Annotated in this window: 13 protein-coding genes; 5 read left to right on the top strand and 8 right to left on the bottom strand. The window is 57.3% G+C overall.

Annotation, left to right across the window (positions count from 1 at the left end; genetic code table 11):
- Positions 1 to 263: 263 nt before the first annotated feature.
- Genes AC2FIR_RS05220 through AC2FIR_RS05230 form a run of 3 tightly spaced genes read left to right on the top strand, consistent with a single transcriptional unit; the run spans position 264 to position 2,992 of the window.
- On the top strand, positions 264 to 1,781 hold the full coding sequence (locus tag AC2FIR_RS05220) for a CHAD domain-containing protein (protein ID WP_496761997.1): 1,518 nt from the start codon (positions 264 to 266) through the stop codon (positions 1,779 to 1,781).
- A 3-nt stretch (positions 1,782 to 1,784) separates the two neighbouring features.
- Positions 1,785 to 2,528, top strand: coding sequence for a ParA family protein (locus tag AC2FIR_RS05225; protein WP_496744691.1), 744 nt, complete (start codon positions 1,785 to 1,787; stop codon positions 2,526 to 2,528).
- Positions 2,525 to 2,992: a CYTH domain-containing protein gene (locus AC2FIR_RS05230; RefSeq protein WP_170616296.1), complete on the top strand. Its 468-nt coding sequence runs from the start codon at positions 2,525 to 2,527 to the stop codon at positions 2,990 to 2,992. The genes AC2FIR_RS05225 and AC2FIR_RS05230 overlap by 4 nt, the downstream gene beginning before the upstream one ends.
- Here the strand turns inward: AC2FIR_RS05230 and AC2FIR_RS05235 are convergent.
- From AC2FIR_RS05235 to AC2FIR_RS05270, 8 genes are all read right to left on the bottom strand, one after another.
- Positions 2,989 to 4,359, bottom strand: coding sequence for a sensor histidine kinase (locus AC2FIR_RS05235; RefSeq protein ID WP_170616298.1), 1,371 nt, complete (start codon positions 4,357 to 4,359; stop codon positions 2,989 to 2,991). The two genes, AC2FIR_RS05230 and AC2FIR_RS05235, sit on opposite strands and share 4 nt — an antisense overlap.
- Positions 4,352 to 5,032 (bottom strand): response regulator transcription factor, encoded by a 681-nt coding sequence (locus AC2FIR_RS05240; RefSeq protein WP_170616300.1) that lies wholly within the window; start codon positions 5,030 to 5,032, stop codon positions 4,352 to 4,354. Before AC2FIR_RS05240 ends, AC2FIR_RS05235 begins: the two co-directional genes overlap by 8 nt.
- 164 nt (positions 5,033 to 5,196) lie before the next feature.
- Entirely contained in the window at positions 5,197 to 6,633 is a 1,437-nt protein-coding gene (locus AC2FIR_RS05245; RefSeq protein ID WP_170616301.1) for a DegQ family serine endoprotease, read from the bottom strand.
- Positions 6,634 to 7,381: 748 nt separating this feature from the next.
- Positions 7,382 to 7,984 (bottom strand): nucleotidyltransferase family protein, encoded by a 603-nt coding sequence (locus AC2FIR_RS05250; RefSeq protein ID WP_496744695.1) that lies wholly within the window; start codon positions 7,982 to 7,984, stop codon positions 7,382 to 7,384.
- Between the two features lie 31 nt (positions 7,985 to 8,015).
- Positions 8,016 to 10,433 carry a GcvT family protein gene (locus AC2FIR_RS05255; RefSeq protein ID WP_496744697.1) on the bottom strand — a complete coding sequence of 806 codons (2,418 nt, stop codon included), beginning with the start codon at positions 10,431 to 10,433 and terminating at the stop codon, positions 8,016 to 8,018.
- Between the two features lie 147 nt (positions 10,434 to 10,580).
- On the bottom strand, positions 10,581 to 11,888 hold the full coding sequence (locus tag AC2FIR_RS05260) for an HlyC/CorC family transporter (protein ID WP_496744699.1): 1,308 nt from the start codon (positions 11,886 to 11,888) through the stop codon (positions 10,581 to 10,583).
- Positions 11,889 to 11,950: 62 nt separating this feature from the next.
- The gene (locus tag AC2FIR_RS05265; protein ID WP_170616310.1) at positions 11,951 to 12,904 is read right to left on the bottom strand and encodes a tyrosine recombinase; all 954 of its coding nucleotides are present in this window, start codon (positions 12,902 to 12,904) and stop codon (positions 11,951 to 11,953) included.
- A 2-nt stretch (positions 12,905 to 12,906) separates the two neighbouring features.
- Positions 12,907 to 14,430 (bottom strand): hypothetical protein, encoded by a 1,524-nt coding sequence (locus tag AC2FIR_RS05270; RefSeq protein WP_496744701.1) that lies wholly within the window; start codon positions 14,428 to 14,430, stop codon positions 12,907 to 12,909.
- Positions 14,431 to 14,648: 218 nt separating this feature from the next.
- Here AC2FIR_RS05270 and AC2FIR_RS05275 point away from each other — a divergent pair, with 218 nt between their 5' ends.
- Positions 14,649 to 15,236 (top strand): shikimate kinase, encoded by a 588-nt coding sequence (locus AC2FIR_RS05275; protein ID WP_480910244.1) that lies wholly within the window; start codon positions 14,649 to 14,651, stop codon positions 15,234 to 15,236.
- Positions 15,237 to 16,349, top strand: a complete 1,113-nt coding sequence (gene aroB, locus AC2FIR_RS05280) for a 3-dehydroquinate synthase (RefSeq protein ID WP_496744703.1) — start codon at positions 15,237 to 15,239, stop codon at positions 16,347 to 16,349.
- The last annotated feature ends 4 nt before the right edge of the window (positions 16,350 to 16,353 follow it).

Here is a 16,353-nt window from a genome sequence, read left to right on the forward strand (position 1 = left end):
CCGTGATGCTGTCATCCGGTTGATGGAGTGTCGCCGGCCTGAAAGATAACATTGACGCAATGCTTGCCTGATCACCCAAGCTACGATTTCATGCTGTCATATTGTCGTGCAGTCTCCGATGTTGGAAAATCAAGGAAACCGGTAACAATCGGTAGACGAATACAATGTCGCGAAAGCCGGGCGATCGAAGAAGTGAGCGTGCCAGAAATCATGGAAACTTTTTTGACCGATGAGCCCCGCGTGCCTCTCAAGGACCGACCCTGATGGTGCAACTGGTCGGAGTGTACGTTGTTGACGGGAAGTTTGACCCGTTCGCGTTCAACAAGGGCCTGAAAGGGCTGGCCTTACGGGTTGAAGGAGGGGATCCGCCGCAGTCCTTCAACTGGCTGGATTGCCACGATCAATCGCTCAGATCGGCGGGGTCGATCTTGCTGGAGGTCGGCGAAACACTGCGGCTTTTGCAGGGCAATGCAGGATTTCCGGTTCAGAAGGGCACAGGCACGGGAAAGTTCGTTCAGGATCTATCGGACGGTCCGGTACGTGATGCATTGAACGGATTTCCAAAGCTGCGTGCATTGATGAACCTTGGTGCAGGAGATTTGGAAATCCAGGAATTTGCCGCAGTTGACAATTTGGAAAAGACGCGTGTGCGCGGCGAACTGATTTCACTGAAATCCGAAAACAGGCGGGCGACCCTGGTGCGAGTTCGTTCCCTGCGCGGATATGAACCCGCCTATGAAACGATCTGCGCAGCATTGCAGGAAATGGCCGGGGACGAAGGCGGTCTTGATGTCGTTTACCCCATCCTGTTCCCTGAAACGCCCCCGTATCAATCCAAACCTATCGTACTTTTGGGAAAAGAAGAGCCTTCAATCGAGGTTGCCGTGGATCTGATGCGCACCTTTCTGGCTGTTGCGCGGCGGAACGAAGCGGGTGTTATTGCCGACATTGATACCGAGTTTCTTCACGATTACCGCGTTTCGTTGCGGCGTGTCCGCTCGGTTCTCAGCCTGTTCAAAGGGGTCTTTTCACCTGCGCATACGAATGCCCTCAAGCGGCAATTTTCCGACCTTATGGCCCCGACCGGTCGGCTGCGGGACTTGGATGTGTACCTTTTGGAAAAGGATATGTATTTCAGCTTGATACCGCCCAATCTTCATGATGGTGCCGAGGCCATGTTTCGGCAATTCCAGACAGAACGTGCGCAGAAACTTTCTAGCCTGTCCCGTCGGTTCCGCAGTGCAGCCTATCAAAAGCAGATGGATGACCTTGCGGCGCTGCTTGCAGCTCCCCAGTCTTTGCAACCCGGGCCCAACGCCGAACGCGGCGCTTATGAATATGCTTGCGCCCTGATCTGGAAACGCTACCGCAAGGTTTGCAAAAGGGCGCGGCGTATATCCCCCATGACCCCGGATAAAGCGGTCCACGATCTCAGGATCGACTGCAAGAAACTCAGGTATCTTATGGAGTACTTTGCACCACTTTTTGATGCAAAGGCATTCAAGTCGATCATCAAGCCATTGAAAAAGTTGCAAGATAATCTGGGGCGTTTCAATGACTGTTCAGTCCAGCAGGACGCGCTGCTAGGGTTTGTGACTAAACAGTCGAACACACAAGGCCGGGTGGACGCCCAAATGGCCTTGGCCGCTGGTGGGCTGATTTCGGTGCTTGATCAGCGGCAAAAGTCCGAACGGGATCGTGTGATCGCCAATTTCAACCATTTTGACAGCCCGGACATCCGGCATCTTTTCCGCAGCTTGTTTCATCATAAGGGGGACTGAGGATTGAAAACCATTGCCTGCTACAGCAACAAAGGTGGTGTGGGGAAAACCGCGACCTCGGTCAATCTTGCCTATGCTTATGCGCGTTCGGGTCAAAACGTGCTGCTGTGTGATCTGGATTCCCAAGGGGCGTCAGGATTCTACCTGCGGGTAAAGCCGTCAAAAAAGCTGATTGAAACACGATTCTTCGAGGATGTGGAACGGTTTACCAAATCGATCCGCGCCAGCGACTTTGACCGGCTGGACGTCCTGCCTGCTAACCTGACCTATCGCGATTTCGATGTTTTCCTGTCGCGAATGAAAAACAGAAGATCCCGGTTGAAGAAAGCCCTGGTTGCGGCGGGCAGTGACTATGATGTGGTCATTCTGGACTGTCCGCCAAACTTTTCGACATTGTCCGAGAACGTATTCAAGGCTGCCGATCAGATTGTGGTTCCAGTCATTCCGACGACCCTGTCGGAACGGACATTCGATCAGCTGATCGGTTTTTTTGAACAGAAAAAACTGCCCAAAAAGAAGCTCAAGGCCTTCTTTTCCATGGTGCAACGGCGCAAGACCCTTCATCTGGAAACGATGGATGGAATGCGAAAGCTGTATCGCAAGAGGTTCATGAAAACGGTCATACCCTTCGCAGCCGATATTGAACGCATGGGTATGCACCGCGCGCCTGTCAGCGTTTATGCGGGCTCGAGCGTGGCAAGCCGGGCCTACAAGGCGCTGTTTGACGAGTTGGAAGCCCTGACATGAGCACGGAAATCGAACGTAAGTTTCTGGTGGCTGAACGGCCTGATCTGACAGAAACGCGCAAGGCCTTGGTGCGGCAGGGCTATCTGACTGCGCCAGACGATTCCACCGAACTGCGGTTGCGTCAGAAGAACGACGTTCATTACCTGACACTGAAGGGAAAGGGTGCAATGGTGCGTGTGGAAAGAGAGGCCGAAATCACACCCGAACAATTCAACACCTTCTGGCCCGAGACCGAGGGCCGCAGGGTCGAAAAAGAGCGCTATACCGGGGAGTTGCCGGATGGTCGGGTGTTTGAGCTGGACGTGTTTCTGGGCGATCTTGCGCCCTTGTCTCTGGTCGAGGTCGAGTTCACATCGGCGGCCGAAGCAGAAGGGTTCAGGCCGCCAAGCTGGTTCGGTACAGATGTGACCGGGGATAAGCGTTATAAAAACAAGATGATGGCGATTGACGGGATTCCCGACTAACCCTTTCGCGCCAGCGTCAGGGTTGCTTCAAGCCCCGGATTGCAATTGCGTGCCGAGAATTTGCCCCCATGCATGTGCGAAATTGCCGCGACCAGCGCCAGACCCAGCCCGGAATTGCGTTCGGTGCGCGCAGGATCAAGCGTGACGAATGGCAGTTGCAGGCGCGGCAGATCCTCGGGCGGAACACCGGGGCCCTGGTCTCTGACGCTAAGAAGAACGTAATCCTTTATTCCGGACAGGTTTATCGTAATATCAGACTCTTCGGGCGCGTATCTCATCGCGTTTTCGAGTAAGTTTGACAAAGCCTGGGACAGAAGCGGTCGATGCCCCTGAATAGGCTTTGCTTCGCCGGATACTAAAAGTCGGATACCCTGGTCCGCCGCGACAGGCTCGTACAGGTCCACCACGTCGCCCACCAACTGTTGCAGGTCAACTGTTTCGAACTGTTCCCGGCCCAGACCGGCCTCGGCGCGTGAAATCTCGGTCAACTGACCCAAAACCCGCAAAACGTGGTCGATTTCACCGGTCGCGCGGGCGATGTCGACTTCTCGGTCCAGACCACTCTTGCCGGGATCGGTCAAGGCTTCGATCCTTTGCCGAAGCCGCGAAAGGGGCGAGCGCAAATCATGGGCAATCGAGTTTGATGTCGTGCGCAGGTTGCTGATCAGTTCTTCGATCCGGTCCAGCATGTTGTTCAGGGTGCCTGCGACCTGATCGAATTCATCCCCCGTGCCGCGAATAGGAATGCGGCGGCTCAGGTCGCCGGACACGATGTTGTCCGCGGTGTCCGCAACATCCTTGAGACGGGAAAACACCAGCCGGGTTAACAACCATCCGGTCAGCAGGCTCAGAACCAGTGCAATGGCCAGGGCGAGCGCCACTGATTGAAACAGCACACGGTCGAACTGCTGTCTGGCGGACGCGTCCCGTCCAACCAGAAGCCTTTCACCGCCGGGCAGCCGGACCGATGCCGCCGAAATCGGAACAAACTGATTGGATTCGGTTTGCCGCACCTGAAGATCGACCCATCCGCTGCCTGCAGTCACATCGTCGGGCCATTGTGCGAGATTACCGGCAAGAGGTGTTCCAAACCTGTCCGTCAACAAATACAAAGCGTCACGTTCGGCCGCGTTCGCAAGACGGCGATCAATGGCTGATATCAATCCGATCATTCCGCGTCTGTCGTATTCGTCCGCCAGCCCGGTCAGCTCGGCGGTTACGACAGACCGCGTTTCGCCTTCGATCGTTCTGTTTGCCGTCAAATAGACCAGTCCTAGAACGGTCGCAGTCAGCAATGTGCTGAGGATCATGCTGGCCAAAACAAGCCGCGTACGCGAATTTCGCAGGGACAGTCGCAGGTTAGCCATCAGAAATCATGTAACCGGCCCCCCGGACAGTTTCAATCAGGGGCTGGGCGTCGCCTTCATCCAACTGACGGCGGAGTTTTGAGATATGGACATCGACGACATTGGTATTGGGATCAAAGTGGTAGTCCCACACGCCTTCCAGCAGCATGGTGCGGGACACCACGCGGTTCTTGCGGCGCAGGAAGAATTCCAGGATCTGGAACTCGCGCGGGGTCAGGGAAATTTCACGACCGTCGCGCGTGACCTTGCGGGTCAACAGGTCCATTTCAAGGTCCCGGCAGTTTAGCGTCGGGTTTTCTTCGGCTTCCTGAGGGCGGCGCAACAATGCCTCAATCCTTGCATGCAGTTCCTGAAACGAGAATGGCTTGACCAGATAATCGTCGGCACCGGCGCGCAAGCCCTTGACGCGCTCGTCAACGGCGCTCATGGCGGTCAGCATCAGTACGGGCGTCTTCAACCCGGCGGCGCGCATGGATTTGATCAGAGACAGCCCGTCAAGACCCGGCAGCATCCGGTCAAGGACGACAGCGTCAAATCCTCCGTCAGTTGCGTGATACAGCCCCTCACGGCCATCGGCCGCAGTTTCGACAACATATCCTTCTTCGCCAAACCCCTTGGCGATAAAGTCCCGCGTCTCTTCGTCATCTTCGACGATCAGAAGGCGTCTGCTCATGATCGAGGTTCCTTTCTGCCGGGATTTAAACACAAATTTCAGATAAAGCACATGCCGGGTGCGACCAGGCACACCCGGCAGTGCCGGCAGGCTGCGGACAATTCAGACCCGCCGGCGAGGCGCGCGCCAAATTTCCCCATCACGTGGCACGCGCATGTTTCAGATCAGGCGATTTCGACCGCGACGAAGATCTGGTTGCCACCGCGATTGATCAGAACCAGCGCAGGATCAGTCTTTTCGCTGTCCAGCGCCGCCTTCAGGGCCTCCGGAGTGATCGTGTCCTGACCGCCCAGTTTGACGATTACGTCACCGCGCCGAAGCCCTGCTTTTTCAGCCGGGCTGTCCGGCGACATGTCGGTTACAACGACACCTTCGACGGATTGGTCAACGCCCATTTCGGCCCGCGCGGTATCTGTCAGCGGGGCAACTGTCACACCAAGGGATGTACCGGACAGGGTCTCGTCAACCGCCTTGTCGGGTTCCGCCGATGCGGACTGATGCTGTCCGATGGTCAGTTTGACCTGTTCCTCCTTGCCGTCGCGCAACACGGTCAGCGTGCTGTCCGTGCCGACCTTGGTCGTGCCGACCAGAAGCGGAAGCTCGCTGCTGGAATCGACGCTCTGGTCATTGAAGCTGAGGATCACGTCGCCCTGCTGCAGGGCGCCTTCCGCGGGGCTGCCGGGTACGACATCCGACACAAGTGCGCCTGCTGACGAATCGATCCCCAATGCGGCCGCGAGTTCGGGGCTTACGTTCTGGATCGAGACACCCAACCAGCCGCGGCTTACCTGACCATCATCCAAAAGGTCGGCGGTGATGTGTTCGACGATATTCGAGGTTACGGCAAAGCCCAGACCGACCGAGCCGCCGCTGGGTGAGTAGATGGCCGAGTTCACGCCGATGACTTCGCCTTCCATGTTGAACAGCGGGCCGCCCGAGTTGCCTTTGTTGATGGCCGCGTCCGTCTGGATGAATTCAGCATATGGCCCTTGCGAGATGTTGCGGCCTTTGGCCGAAACGATACCGGTGGTCACGGTCGAATGCAGACCGAACGGATTGCCGATAGCGACCACGTCTTCACCGACGCGGATTACTTCACTATCGCCCATCTTGACGGCCTGCAGGTCCTCGCCCGCGTCGATTTTCAGAACGGCGATATCGGTCAGGGGGTCTGTCCCCACGATCTCGGCTTCGAAGGTTCGGTCATCGCTCAGACGGACCGTAACCGTGGCGGCATTGTCTACGACATGGTGGTTGGTGACGATGTAGCCGTCCTCATCCAGCACAAATCCCGAACCCAGCCCCTGGGTCGGGCCGCGTTGGGGGGCGTCGAAACCTTCAGGCATGCCGAAGCGCTTGAAGAACTCACCGAACGGGTGGCCTTCGAAATCAAACTCTTTTCCCTGAACCGGGGTAGGGGCGGCCTGTTGTTTGGCGATAATGGTCACGACCGATGGCGAAACGGATTCGACCAGGTCTGCCAGGGCTTCATCGGCCAACGACGGCAGGGCGGTCGAGGCCAGCATGGTTGCGCCCAGGGCGCTGGCCCCGATCCAGCCAGACGTTCGTGGCAAAAGAAGCGAGGATTTTCGGATGCTCATTTAGTTCTCCTGTTAACATCACGCGGTTACACCCGCGCGTTGAGACAGAAGATGCCGCTTCAGGTTTGGGCTTTCATGATCGCGAGATTAAGAAATCTTAATTCAGCCACATTCGGGCCTTCCTTTGTTACCAATCAGGTCAACCGATACCGGGCGTGAAAAGGGATCGCAGCTCACGAATCGGTGTATTGTTGCCAAAATCGCTGTCAATGGATGAAAACTGGTGAATTGAATCTGTTTGGTAAACAAAGGGACTGCGCAAAGTTGTGCGGATCAGTAAATCGCTTTCAGGTTGTGATGGGATGTAATCTAATGACTAGCCCTGAGTGTAACGCATTTTCTTTTTGCCGTTATTGATCACTCCAAGCAATCATAAAACATCGATTTGTAACTTGGCCATAAGAGCGTGATCGCGTTAAAGTTGAGATTCAATAAGCGAGATGTTGCGCAAAAACTACCTGAATTCTTCGAAATTAACCGTTTCTTCCAATTTTAGATTGTTTGAAAGGGTCGGATAAGCGACGATGAAATTGTCCAAGCGAGGGGGAGCCAGAAGCACTAGGGGGTGCTGAAGGCTTACTCAGTACCAGAAGCGCTGAGCGGCATGTTAACGAGGGGGTCTTGTTTAGGTTCGGCAGCGTAATACCCGATAGCCTTGTAAGGTGGTTGGGTCGCGCTTTTGGAATTGGTGAAAAGTGGTAGTCTTGCTTTTGGGCAACCGGCCCGGTCGACAACGACCGGGCCGCGTCTATTTCGGGGGCTGTGTTCTGCGCCACTCGTCCCAGTCTTCGGGCGTATCCAGATCCAGCAGCGCGTTGTGTCCGGGCAGGCGGTGCAGGTGAACCCTGTCGGAATGTGCACGCACAACGGATTGCGCACCTTCATCGCCCTTGAGCTGGCTCAGTAACGAAAAAAGCTTGTGGTCGAAAATGACAGGGTGCCCCGGCCTTCCGTTTTCTGTCGCACCACGCCAGATCAGTTTGTCCGGATGAGCTGCGACACAGGCCGCGACCGCCTCCAGATCATTGCCTGTTAATTCCGGAAGGTCCGCCAGCAAAACCATGACGGCTTTGGCTTCGGTTGGGATAGCGGCCATGGCACCGCGCAGGCTGGCGTTCATGCCTTCATCGGCATCCGGGATTTCCACCGCATGAACATCGAGTCCCTTTACGGCCCCGTAACGCGGATGCGGGGCGGGAGGCAGCGCAACAAAGACCGGCCCGACTGCCAACGCAGCCCGGGCTGAGCGGCGCAACAAAGGGATGCCATCGACATCCTGCATCAGCTTGTCTGCACCGCCCATGCGGCTGGATTGCCCTGCGGCCAGAAGAATGACGGGTATCTGAATCATTCCGCCATCATGCTGGGGCTGCAGCCCCGAGTCATCCCCGCATCCGCATACCATCCGCATCGAACAGCGGTTTTGAGATCACGTGCGCCTTGCGCATCTGGCCAAGTATTTCGATTTCAACTTCAAGTCCGTCATGGGCGCGGTCGGCGGGCAGAAACCCCAGGGCGATAGATTTACCGGCGTAATGTGAATATCCGCCGGACGTGCAGAACCCGACAACTTCGTTGTCCAGCCAAATCGGTTCGTATGCGTTTACATCCGTGTCCTCCGCGTCGACTTCAAAGGCTACAAGCTGGCGTGTGGCACCGGCTTCCTTTTCGTGCTCGGCTGCCGCGCGGCCAATGAAATCAGCGTTTTTTGTAAACGAGATGAACCGATCCAGTCCGGTTTCCGCAGCAGTGTAATCCGGTGAAAACTCACGCATCCACGAGCCGAAAAACTTATCCAGACGCAGGCTCATCATTGCGCGCATGCCAAACGGCACCATTCCAAACGGTTGACCGGCCTGCCACAAGGTCTGCCACAACTGTCGTTGGGCCATTGGTTCGCAGAACACCTCGTACCCCAGATCGCCGGTATAGCTGACCCTCTGAACAATGCAGTCGGTCATGCCCACCGTCATGCGGCGTACATCCATGAACTTCAGGCCTGATACGTCGTCCCGCGTACAGGCTGCCAGAACATCGCGGGCCAGGGGGCCCGCGACCTGAAATCCGTTCAGGCGATCGCTGATGTTTTCAATCTCGACATGTCCGGTTTGGTTCTGCCGGAACCAACGCATGTGAAACGCCTGGCTGCCGTAAGAGGCGGTCAGTTGAAATTCTGTTTCACCCAGACAGGAAATGGTGAAATCGCCGATCAGTTTTCCTTTGGGAGAAAGCATCGGCGACAGGGACAGCCGCCCGGTTTGCGGAATCCGTCCCGCCATGATCCGGTCCAGCCAGGCCCGGGCATCAGGTCCCGTGACGCGGTATTTTCCGAAGTTGTGAACCTCGTTGATACCTACCGCTTCACGAACCGCGCGTACCTCGCGGCCGGCGGCCTCGAATGCGTCAGAACGACGGAAAGACGGGGTTTCGTAGCCAGGCTCATCGCCTTGGGCAAAGTAGTTGGGAACTTCCAGCCCGAATTGCTGCCCCCAGACCGCGCCCATGTTGCTGAAAATGTCATACATCGGTGTGGTTTGGTTTGGACGCGCAGCGGGCAATTCCTCGTTCGGGTAGGCGACGCTGAACCTTTTCTGATAGTTTTCGATCACCTTAGGGCGGGTGTAACCGGGGCTTATCCAATCGCCAAAGCGGGCAACATCCATGGCAAAGACGTCCCGTTCGGGTTCGCCTTCGATCATCCACTGCGCCAGCGTCAGGCCAACGCCACCGCCCTGGCTGAACCCGGCCATCACGCCACAAGCTGACCAGTAGTTGCGCATGCCCGGCACCGGCCCGACCAGAGGGTTCCCGTCAGGTGCAAAGGTGAACGGGCCGTGAATCACGGATTTCACGCCCGCTTCGGCCAGAACGGGGAAGCGTTTATAGGCAAATTCGATACTGTCAGTGATTTTGTCATAATCATCGGGCAGCAATTCGTGGCCGAACTCCCACGGGGTTCCGTCCACGGCCCAAGGCTTGCAGGGCTGTTCATAAAACCCAATGCACAGGCCGCGTCCTTCCTGCCGCAGATAGCTTTCGCCAGCGGGGTCCATCACATGCGGGTGTTCGCCGCCTGCGTCAATGATTGCTTCGATCTGCGGGATCGAGTCGGTAACGAGATACTGGTGCTCCATCGGATGCAGCGGGAAATAGATACCCGCCATCGCCCCGACCTCGCGGGCCCACAAGCCGCCAGCGTTGACAATATGTTCGGCGTGGATCGTACCCTTGTCGGTGACGACATCCCATGAACCGTCAGGCCGTTGCCGGGTTTCCCGAACCATGCAATGGGTTTCGATCGTGGCCCCGCCCATCCGGGCCGCCTTGGCATAGGCATGGGTCGTACCGGACGGGTCCAGATGCCCGTCGAGCGGATCATACAGCGCGCCGATGATGCCATCGGTGTTGGTGATCGGCGCAATCTTGCGGATTTCTTCGGGCCCGACGATTTCAGTGTCCAGTCCCATGAACCGATGTTTGGCCCGTTCAGCCAGAAGCATGTCAAACCGGTCCTGATTATCGGCAAGCGTGACTCCACCCACGTGATGCAGCCCACAGGACATGCCTGTGATCTCTTCCAGCTCTTTGTACAGGCGGATGGTATAGCCCTGAAGGGCAGCCATATTGGTGTCGCCGTTCAGTGTGTGAAACCCCCCGGCCGCGTGCCAGGTGGATCCGCTGGTCAACTCTGACCGTTCCAGCAGCATAACATCTGACCACCCAAGTTTGGTCAGGTGGTACAGGACCGAGCATCCGACGACACCGCCGCCGATCACGGCAACCCGGGTTGTGAGATTCATGATTTGCTCCACAAGGTTTTATGCCAGTCTGTATCGGCGGGCAGGGGATGCAACGCCAAATACGACATTGGGTGTCGCTTGGGCACGCAAACAATCGATTGCGTTGGGAGGCCGGACTCCTGCGGCTGGCTGCTATAGCATCCTGCTTCAGAGTGGGCGGATCTTCAGCCCGGTGATCCGGTTGCCTTCCCGCGCGGTGACTTCAAAGCGGAACCCGTGGAAGGAAAAGACCTGTCCGACAGTCGGGATCATCTGCGCCTCGTGAATGACCAGGCCGGCGACGGTGTTGGCCTCTTCGTCGGGCAGGGTCCATTCCATCGCGCGGTTGACGTCTCGGATCGTCATCGCGCCTTCGACCAGAAACTGCCCGTCATCGGTCCGCGTAATCGCTATTTCTTCGTCCAGATCGAACTCATCGGCGATTTCGCCCACGATCTCTTCAAGAATGTCCTCAAGCGTGATCAGGCCGCGGAGCGAGCCGTATTCATCGACAACCAGTGCAAAATGACTGTGCATGCGCAGGAATTCCCGCATCTGATCGTCCAAAGTAGTGGTTTCGGGAACGAAATACGGATCGGTGGCTACCTTGGAGATGTCGAAGGACTTCAGCCGGTCTGTGTCGCCGTCGTGTCCGCCCACCTGGGCATACATGGCGCGAAACAGGTCCTTGGCGTGCACGACGCCGACAATGTTCTCGGGCTCGTCGCGGAAGACGGGCAAGCGGGTGTGCGGGCTTTCCAGACATTGTTTCAGAATTTTTTCGGGCGCGTCGTCCGCATCGATCATTTCGATATTGGATCGATGCAGCATGATCTCTTCCACCGCGCGATCGCCCAGATCAAGCGCGCCCAGAATACGGTCCCGGTCTTCTTTTTCGACCACGCCTTCGGAATGTCCCAGATGCAGGGCGCCCGCGATTTCTTCGCGCACGGCAAGGATGTTGCTGTTGGGGTCAATCTGAACGCCAAACAGGCGCAACACGCCGCGCACCAGCAGACGCACCGCCGCGACGACAGGGGAAAACACCGTCACCACGATTCCGATGAGAGGAGCCACCGCGGCGGCTGCTTTTTCCGCGTTCGTGATGGCATAGGTCTTTGGCAGAACCTCGGCAAAGATCAAAACCAACAAGGTCATCACCAGCGTTGCCAGCGCCACACCGCTTTCGCCGAACAGTCGCGTAAAAAGTGCCGTTGCCAGCGAGGCGGCAAGAATATTGACCAGATTGTTGCCCAGCAGAACCGAACCGATCAGGCGTTCATTGTCGTCGGTAATGTCCAACGCTTTTTGCGCACCGCGTGATCCCTTGTCGGCTTGTACCCGCAGCTTGCCGCGGGATGACGCGGTCAATGCCGTTTCGGATCCCGAAAAGAAACCTGACAGAACAAGCAAAAATAGGATTGCGCCGGTGGTGAACCAAAAAGCGCCGTCGATCAGTGAAGAAGTGGGTTCCATTGTTCTTTATTGTTGATGCGGTTGCGATTGTTATGGGGGTGCCACCCCTCCGGATCAAGGGTTTAGCCCTTGTTGTCCGGGTCTTTCGCCAGCGGGTGATGCTCCAACACCAGTTCTGACAGGCGTTCGTCCAGAACATGAGTGTAGATTTCCGTGGTCGCCACATCCGCATGACCCAGCAAGGTCTGGATCGACCGAAGATCTGCGCCATTGGCCAAGAGGTGGGTGGCAAAAGCATGGCGCAGAGTGTGCGGTGTGACCTTTTCGGGCGAAACACCGCCCTGAACCGCCAGTTCCTTGACCAGCAAAAAGAACCTGTGCCGTGTCAAATGGCCGGACTTGCCCCGGGACGGGAACAGAAACCGGGATCTTTGCCCACCTTTCGCGACCGTTTGGTCTTCGGCCTCGTCCCGCAGGGGCAGCCATGCCGCCAACGCATCGCGGGCAGGCGGGGACAGGGGCACCATCCGCTCTTTCCCGCCTTTGCCCAGGACCAGAAGCATGCGCGGATCGCCACGCGCCGATGAAACCGGCAGCGAGACCAGCTCGGTCACACGCATTCCCGTGGCGTAAAGAAGCTCCATCAGGCAGGTATTGCGAACCCGATCCGCGACACTGCGCCCGGTTTGGCGTGCGGCGTCCAGCAGCCTGTCGACCTCGGGTACATCCAGCGTTTTGGGCAATCGTTTGGGCCGTCCGGGACCCTTGATCTGAATGGCCGGGTTGGTGTCGCGCCAGCCTTCCTCGAAGGCGAACCGGTACAATTGCTTGATGGCCGATAATCGCCGCGCGCGGGTCGAGCGAGACAGCCCCTGTGCGTCGCAATCGATCAGATAGGCTTCGATCCGGTCCCTGTCGGCGTCAGCGAAACTCGAAGACCGCCGCTCCAGCCAGGCCGCAATATCTTTCAGATCACGCCCATAGGCCAGCAGGGTGTTGGTTGCCGCCCCAAGTTCTGCCGCCTGAGCCTGTAAAAAGGTGGAAATCCACAAGTCCTGAGTGGCCGGGGATGCCATTCTCAAACTCCTTGAAGGATCAGCAACTGAAGCGCCGCGCGACGGGCTGTATCTTCAAGTCCGACGCGGCGCAAAGTGGCGATGGCCGCGGTCAGGTCCACAAGATTTCCGCGTGCACCATGGGCAAAAAGGGTCATGGCCTCCAGAATGGCCTCGCCCAGCTGATCATTGGCCAGCAAGGTTTCGATGTCGGATGGGATCGGTGCGGCCCAGACAAACCCCTCGGCAACGGCATCTGCAAGTGGAGATGGTGATTTGGCACGACCGGGATCACCTTGGGCCAGTGCTGCCAGAAACTGTGTTCCTTGGTCCGTTTCCGGTATGTCAATTGCAGCGGCTTCGTACAATTCAGACAAAAGCAGAATGCGCCAGCGCAAGGCTTCGGATGCGTCATCTGGCAGCGTAACCCGCGACAGCCGTTCGGCAAACAGTTCGGCAAAAGGAACTTCCAGCCCGATGTCGTGCATCTGGTTCCAGACCGTCAGCAGGGCTTCGGCAATGGAGTCGGGGTTCCCGGTTTCAAGCGCGCTTTCAAACCGTTGAACAGCCGCAACCCGATCCCAGACCGCGCCCGACGCCGCAGGTTTGCGTTCGGTATAAAGGCCAAGCAACTGATTGGGGGTCAAAGCGCCGATTCTCGTCAAACGTTCGGCTGCCTCGATCTGGGCTTTCCAACCTGCAACATCGCGCAGGTCCGCGTTTGCAAATGCTCGGGGCAAAGGGGCCGAGGGCAAGCGTTCGCCAATGGCTTCAAACAGCCGGAAACTCAGCGGATCGGGGTTTTCAGGCTGCGGCAGATAGGCGGCCCCTTCAAACAGTTCAGGGCTAAGGAAGCGATCAAGAACCGCCAGATCTTCGTCGGGCAGAATTTGCAACGCATGCGCGGCTTCCAGTGTCAGCGCGGCCGAGACCCAGTCTCCGCGGCGTGCCTTACAGAAGATTTGAGCAGCGTAGTCGGTCGACAGATAAGGCTGTGCAATCAAAGCGGTGCAGCTGCGGTCCTCGTCGCCAGTCAGAAGTGTGGCGTCAAACCAGCGTTGAAATCGCGCCTGGCTGTCGGTTGGTCCGGCAAGCTGAACCAGTGACTGGGCGGGATCAGCGGCCCCCAATTGCATCAGCCGGTCCAGGCGGGCCAATAACAGCGTTTCTTCCGCTTCTGGTCCCGAGGGCGCCCGCGCTTCAGAGAGCTGCAGAGTGAATAGCAACTTTTGCATGGCTGCATTGTATTTGACCGGAACATCCGCAATCAGCTCGGCCAGACGACCTGGATCGCTGTTCTGCCACAGATCGACCGGCAGCCCGGTGACCGATGATGACACGAGGCCCAACGGTTGCGACAAAGCCTCGAGCGGGGTGACCTGGACGTCGGGCTGAATGCCGGTCTGGGTAACCGGGGGTTCCAGCAGAACTGTACCTGGCAGGTTTTCGGGCGGATCGGTCAACCAGTCAATGGCCGAGAGAGGTTCCTGTTGCGCTTGCGCCGTACCAGCCAGAACCAGCAAAACCGCCGCTGCTTTAATTCGCATCCAAATCAACCGGTTCGCGTATTTCACTTTGCGGGGCAGAGAAGTCCGCGCCGAAGTATGGGCCAACATAGGTATAGGCGACCAACCCGATGAAACTCAGGCAAATGATATATATAACGAACTTGATCAAGCGGCCCATGGCTCAACGCTGCCTCAATTTTTGATTTTGACCAAGTTATAACTGGCAATTTTCACAAGATCACGTCATTCACGGTGAAATGAGCGAAATTAAGCATAACACCCGCACGGTTGACCCGTCAGCAGGCTTTGCACTGCACAAAACGGTTGTTTTGGTGGGAATGATGGGTGCAGGAAAGACGGCCGTGGGCCGCGCCCTTGCTGCGCGGCTTGGCGTGCCCTTTCTGGACAGCGATGCCGAAATCGAATCGGCGGCGAATATGACGATCCCGGAAATCTTTGAACGCGATGGTGAATCCTTTTTCCGGACCAAGGAAAACCAGGTCATCGGGCGGCTTCTGGATGAGGAAAAAGGCATCCTCTCGACCGGCGGTGGCGCATTTTTGTCGGGGGATAACCGACGGATGATCAGCGAACGTGGGGTGTCGGTCTGGCTGCGCGCCGATCTGAATGTGTTGTGGAACCGGGTCCGGCACAAAGACACGCGCCCCTTGCTGCGCACGGCTGATCCCCACGCGACCTTACGCGCCTTGTATGAAGATCGCGTGCCGGTCTATGCGCGGGCTGATCTGACCGTTGTTTCGGACGGCGAAATTTCGATCGACAATATGGTGAACCGGGTAATCGAGTCTTTGATGACGCGCCCGGACGTTCTGGAACAAAAATAAATGCATCAAACCGTAAATGTGGAACTTGGAGATCGGTCTTACAACGTTGAGATTGGACCCGATCTGTTGGCGAAGTCCGGCGAGTTTATCGCGCCCTTGCTGCATCGGCCAAAAGTGGCGGTTCTGACGGATGCGAATGTCGCCGCATTACACCTGGATGGTTTGCGCGATGGGCTGCAATCTGCGGGCATCAGCATGAGCGCGCTGGCGCTACCCGCCGGCGAGGCGACAAAAAGCTGGCCTCATTTTGAACGTGCAGTGGAATGGCTGCTGGCGGAAAAGATCGAACGGCGCGATGTCGTTGTCGCCCTCGGCGGCGGCGTCATTGGCGATCTGGCCGGATTTGCCGCTGCGGTGTTGCGGCGCGGTGTGCGGTTCGTGCAGATCCCGACCTCGCTGCTGGCGCAGGTCGACAGCTCGGTCGGTGGAAAGACGGGTATAAACGCACCCCAAGGCAAAAACCTGATTGGCGCGTTTCACCAGCCCTCACTGGTGCTTGCGGATACCTCGGTCTTGGGCTCCATGACACAGCGGGACTTTCTTTCGGGCTACGGGGAAGTGGTAAAATACGGCTTGTTGGGCGATGCCGCGTTCTTTGAGTGGCTTGAAACGAATGGGCCTTCGGTGTCGTCCGGTGATATGCAGGCCCGCGTGCACGCCGTAACCCGGTCCGTCCAGATGAAAGCCGACATCGTTGCGCGCGACGAGACTGAGCAGGGTGATCGAGCCTTGCTGAATCTTGGTCATACGTTCTGTCACGCACTCGAGGCGGCAACAGGATATTCGGACAGGCTTTTGCATGGGGAAGGTGTCGCCATTGGATGTGCCCTGGCTTTTGAACTGTCCTCACGGCTGGGTCTATGCTCGCAGGAAGATCCCAGCAGGGTGCGGGCACATCTTCGGGCGATGGGGATGAAAACGGATCTGGCTGACATTCCCGGTGAATTGCCGGGGGCCGAGGCGTTGGTGGATCTGATGGCGCAGGACAAGAAGGTCATTGATGGCCAATTGCGATTTATTCTGGCGCGCGGGATAGGTCAGGCTTTTGTGACCTCTGATGTTCCGCGCGATGCGGTCCTGTCCGTGCTTGAGGATGCTCTTTCAATCAGCTGATTGT

The organism is Ruegeria sp. CDSB136 (assembly GCF_059610965.1).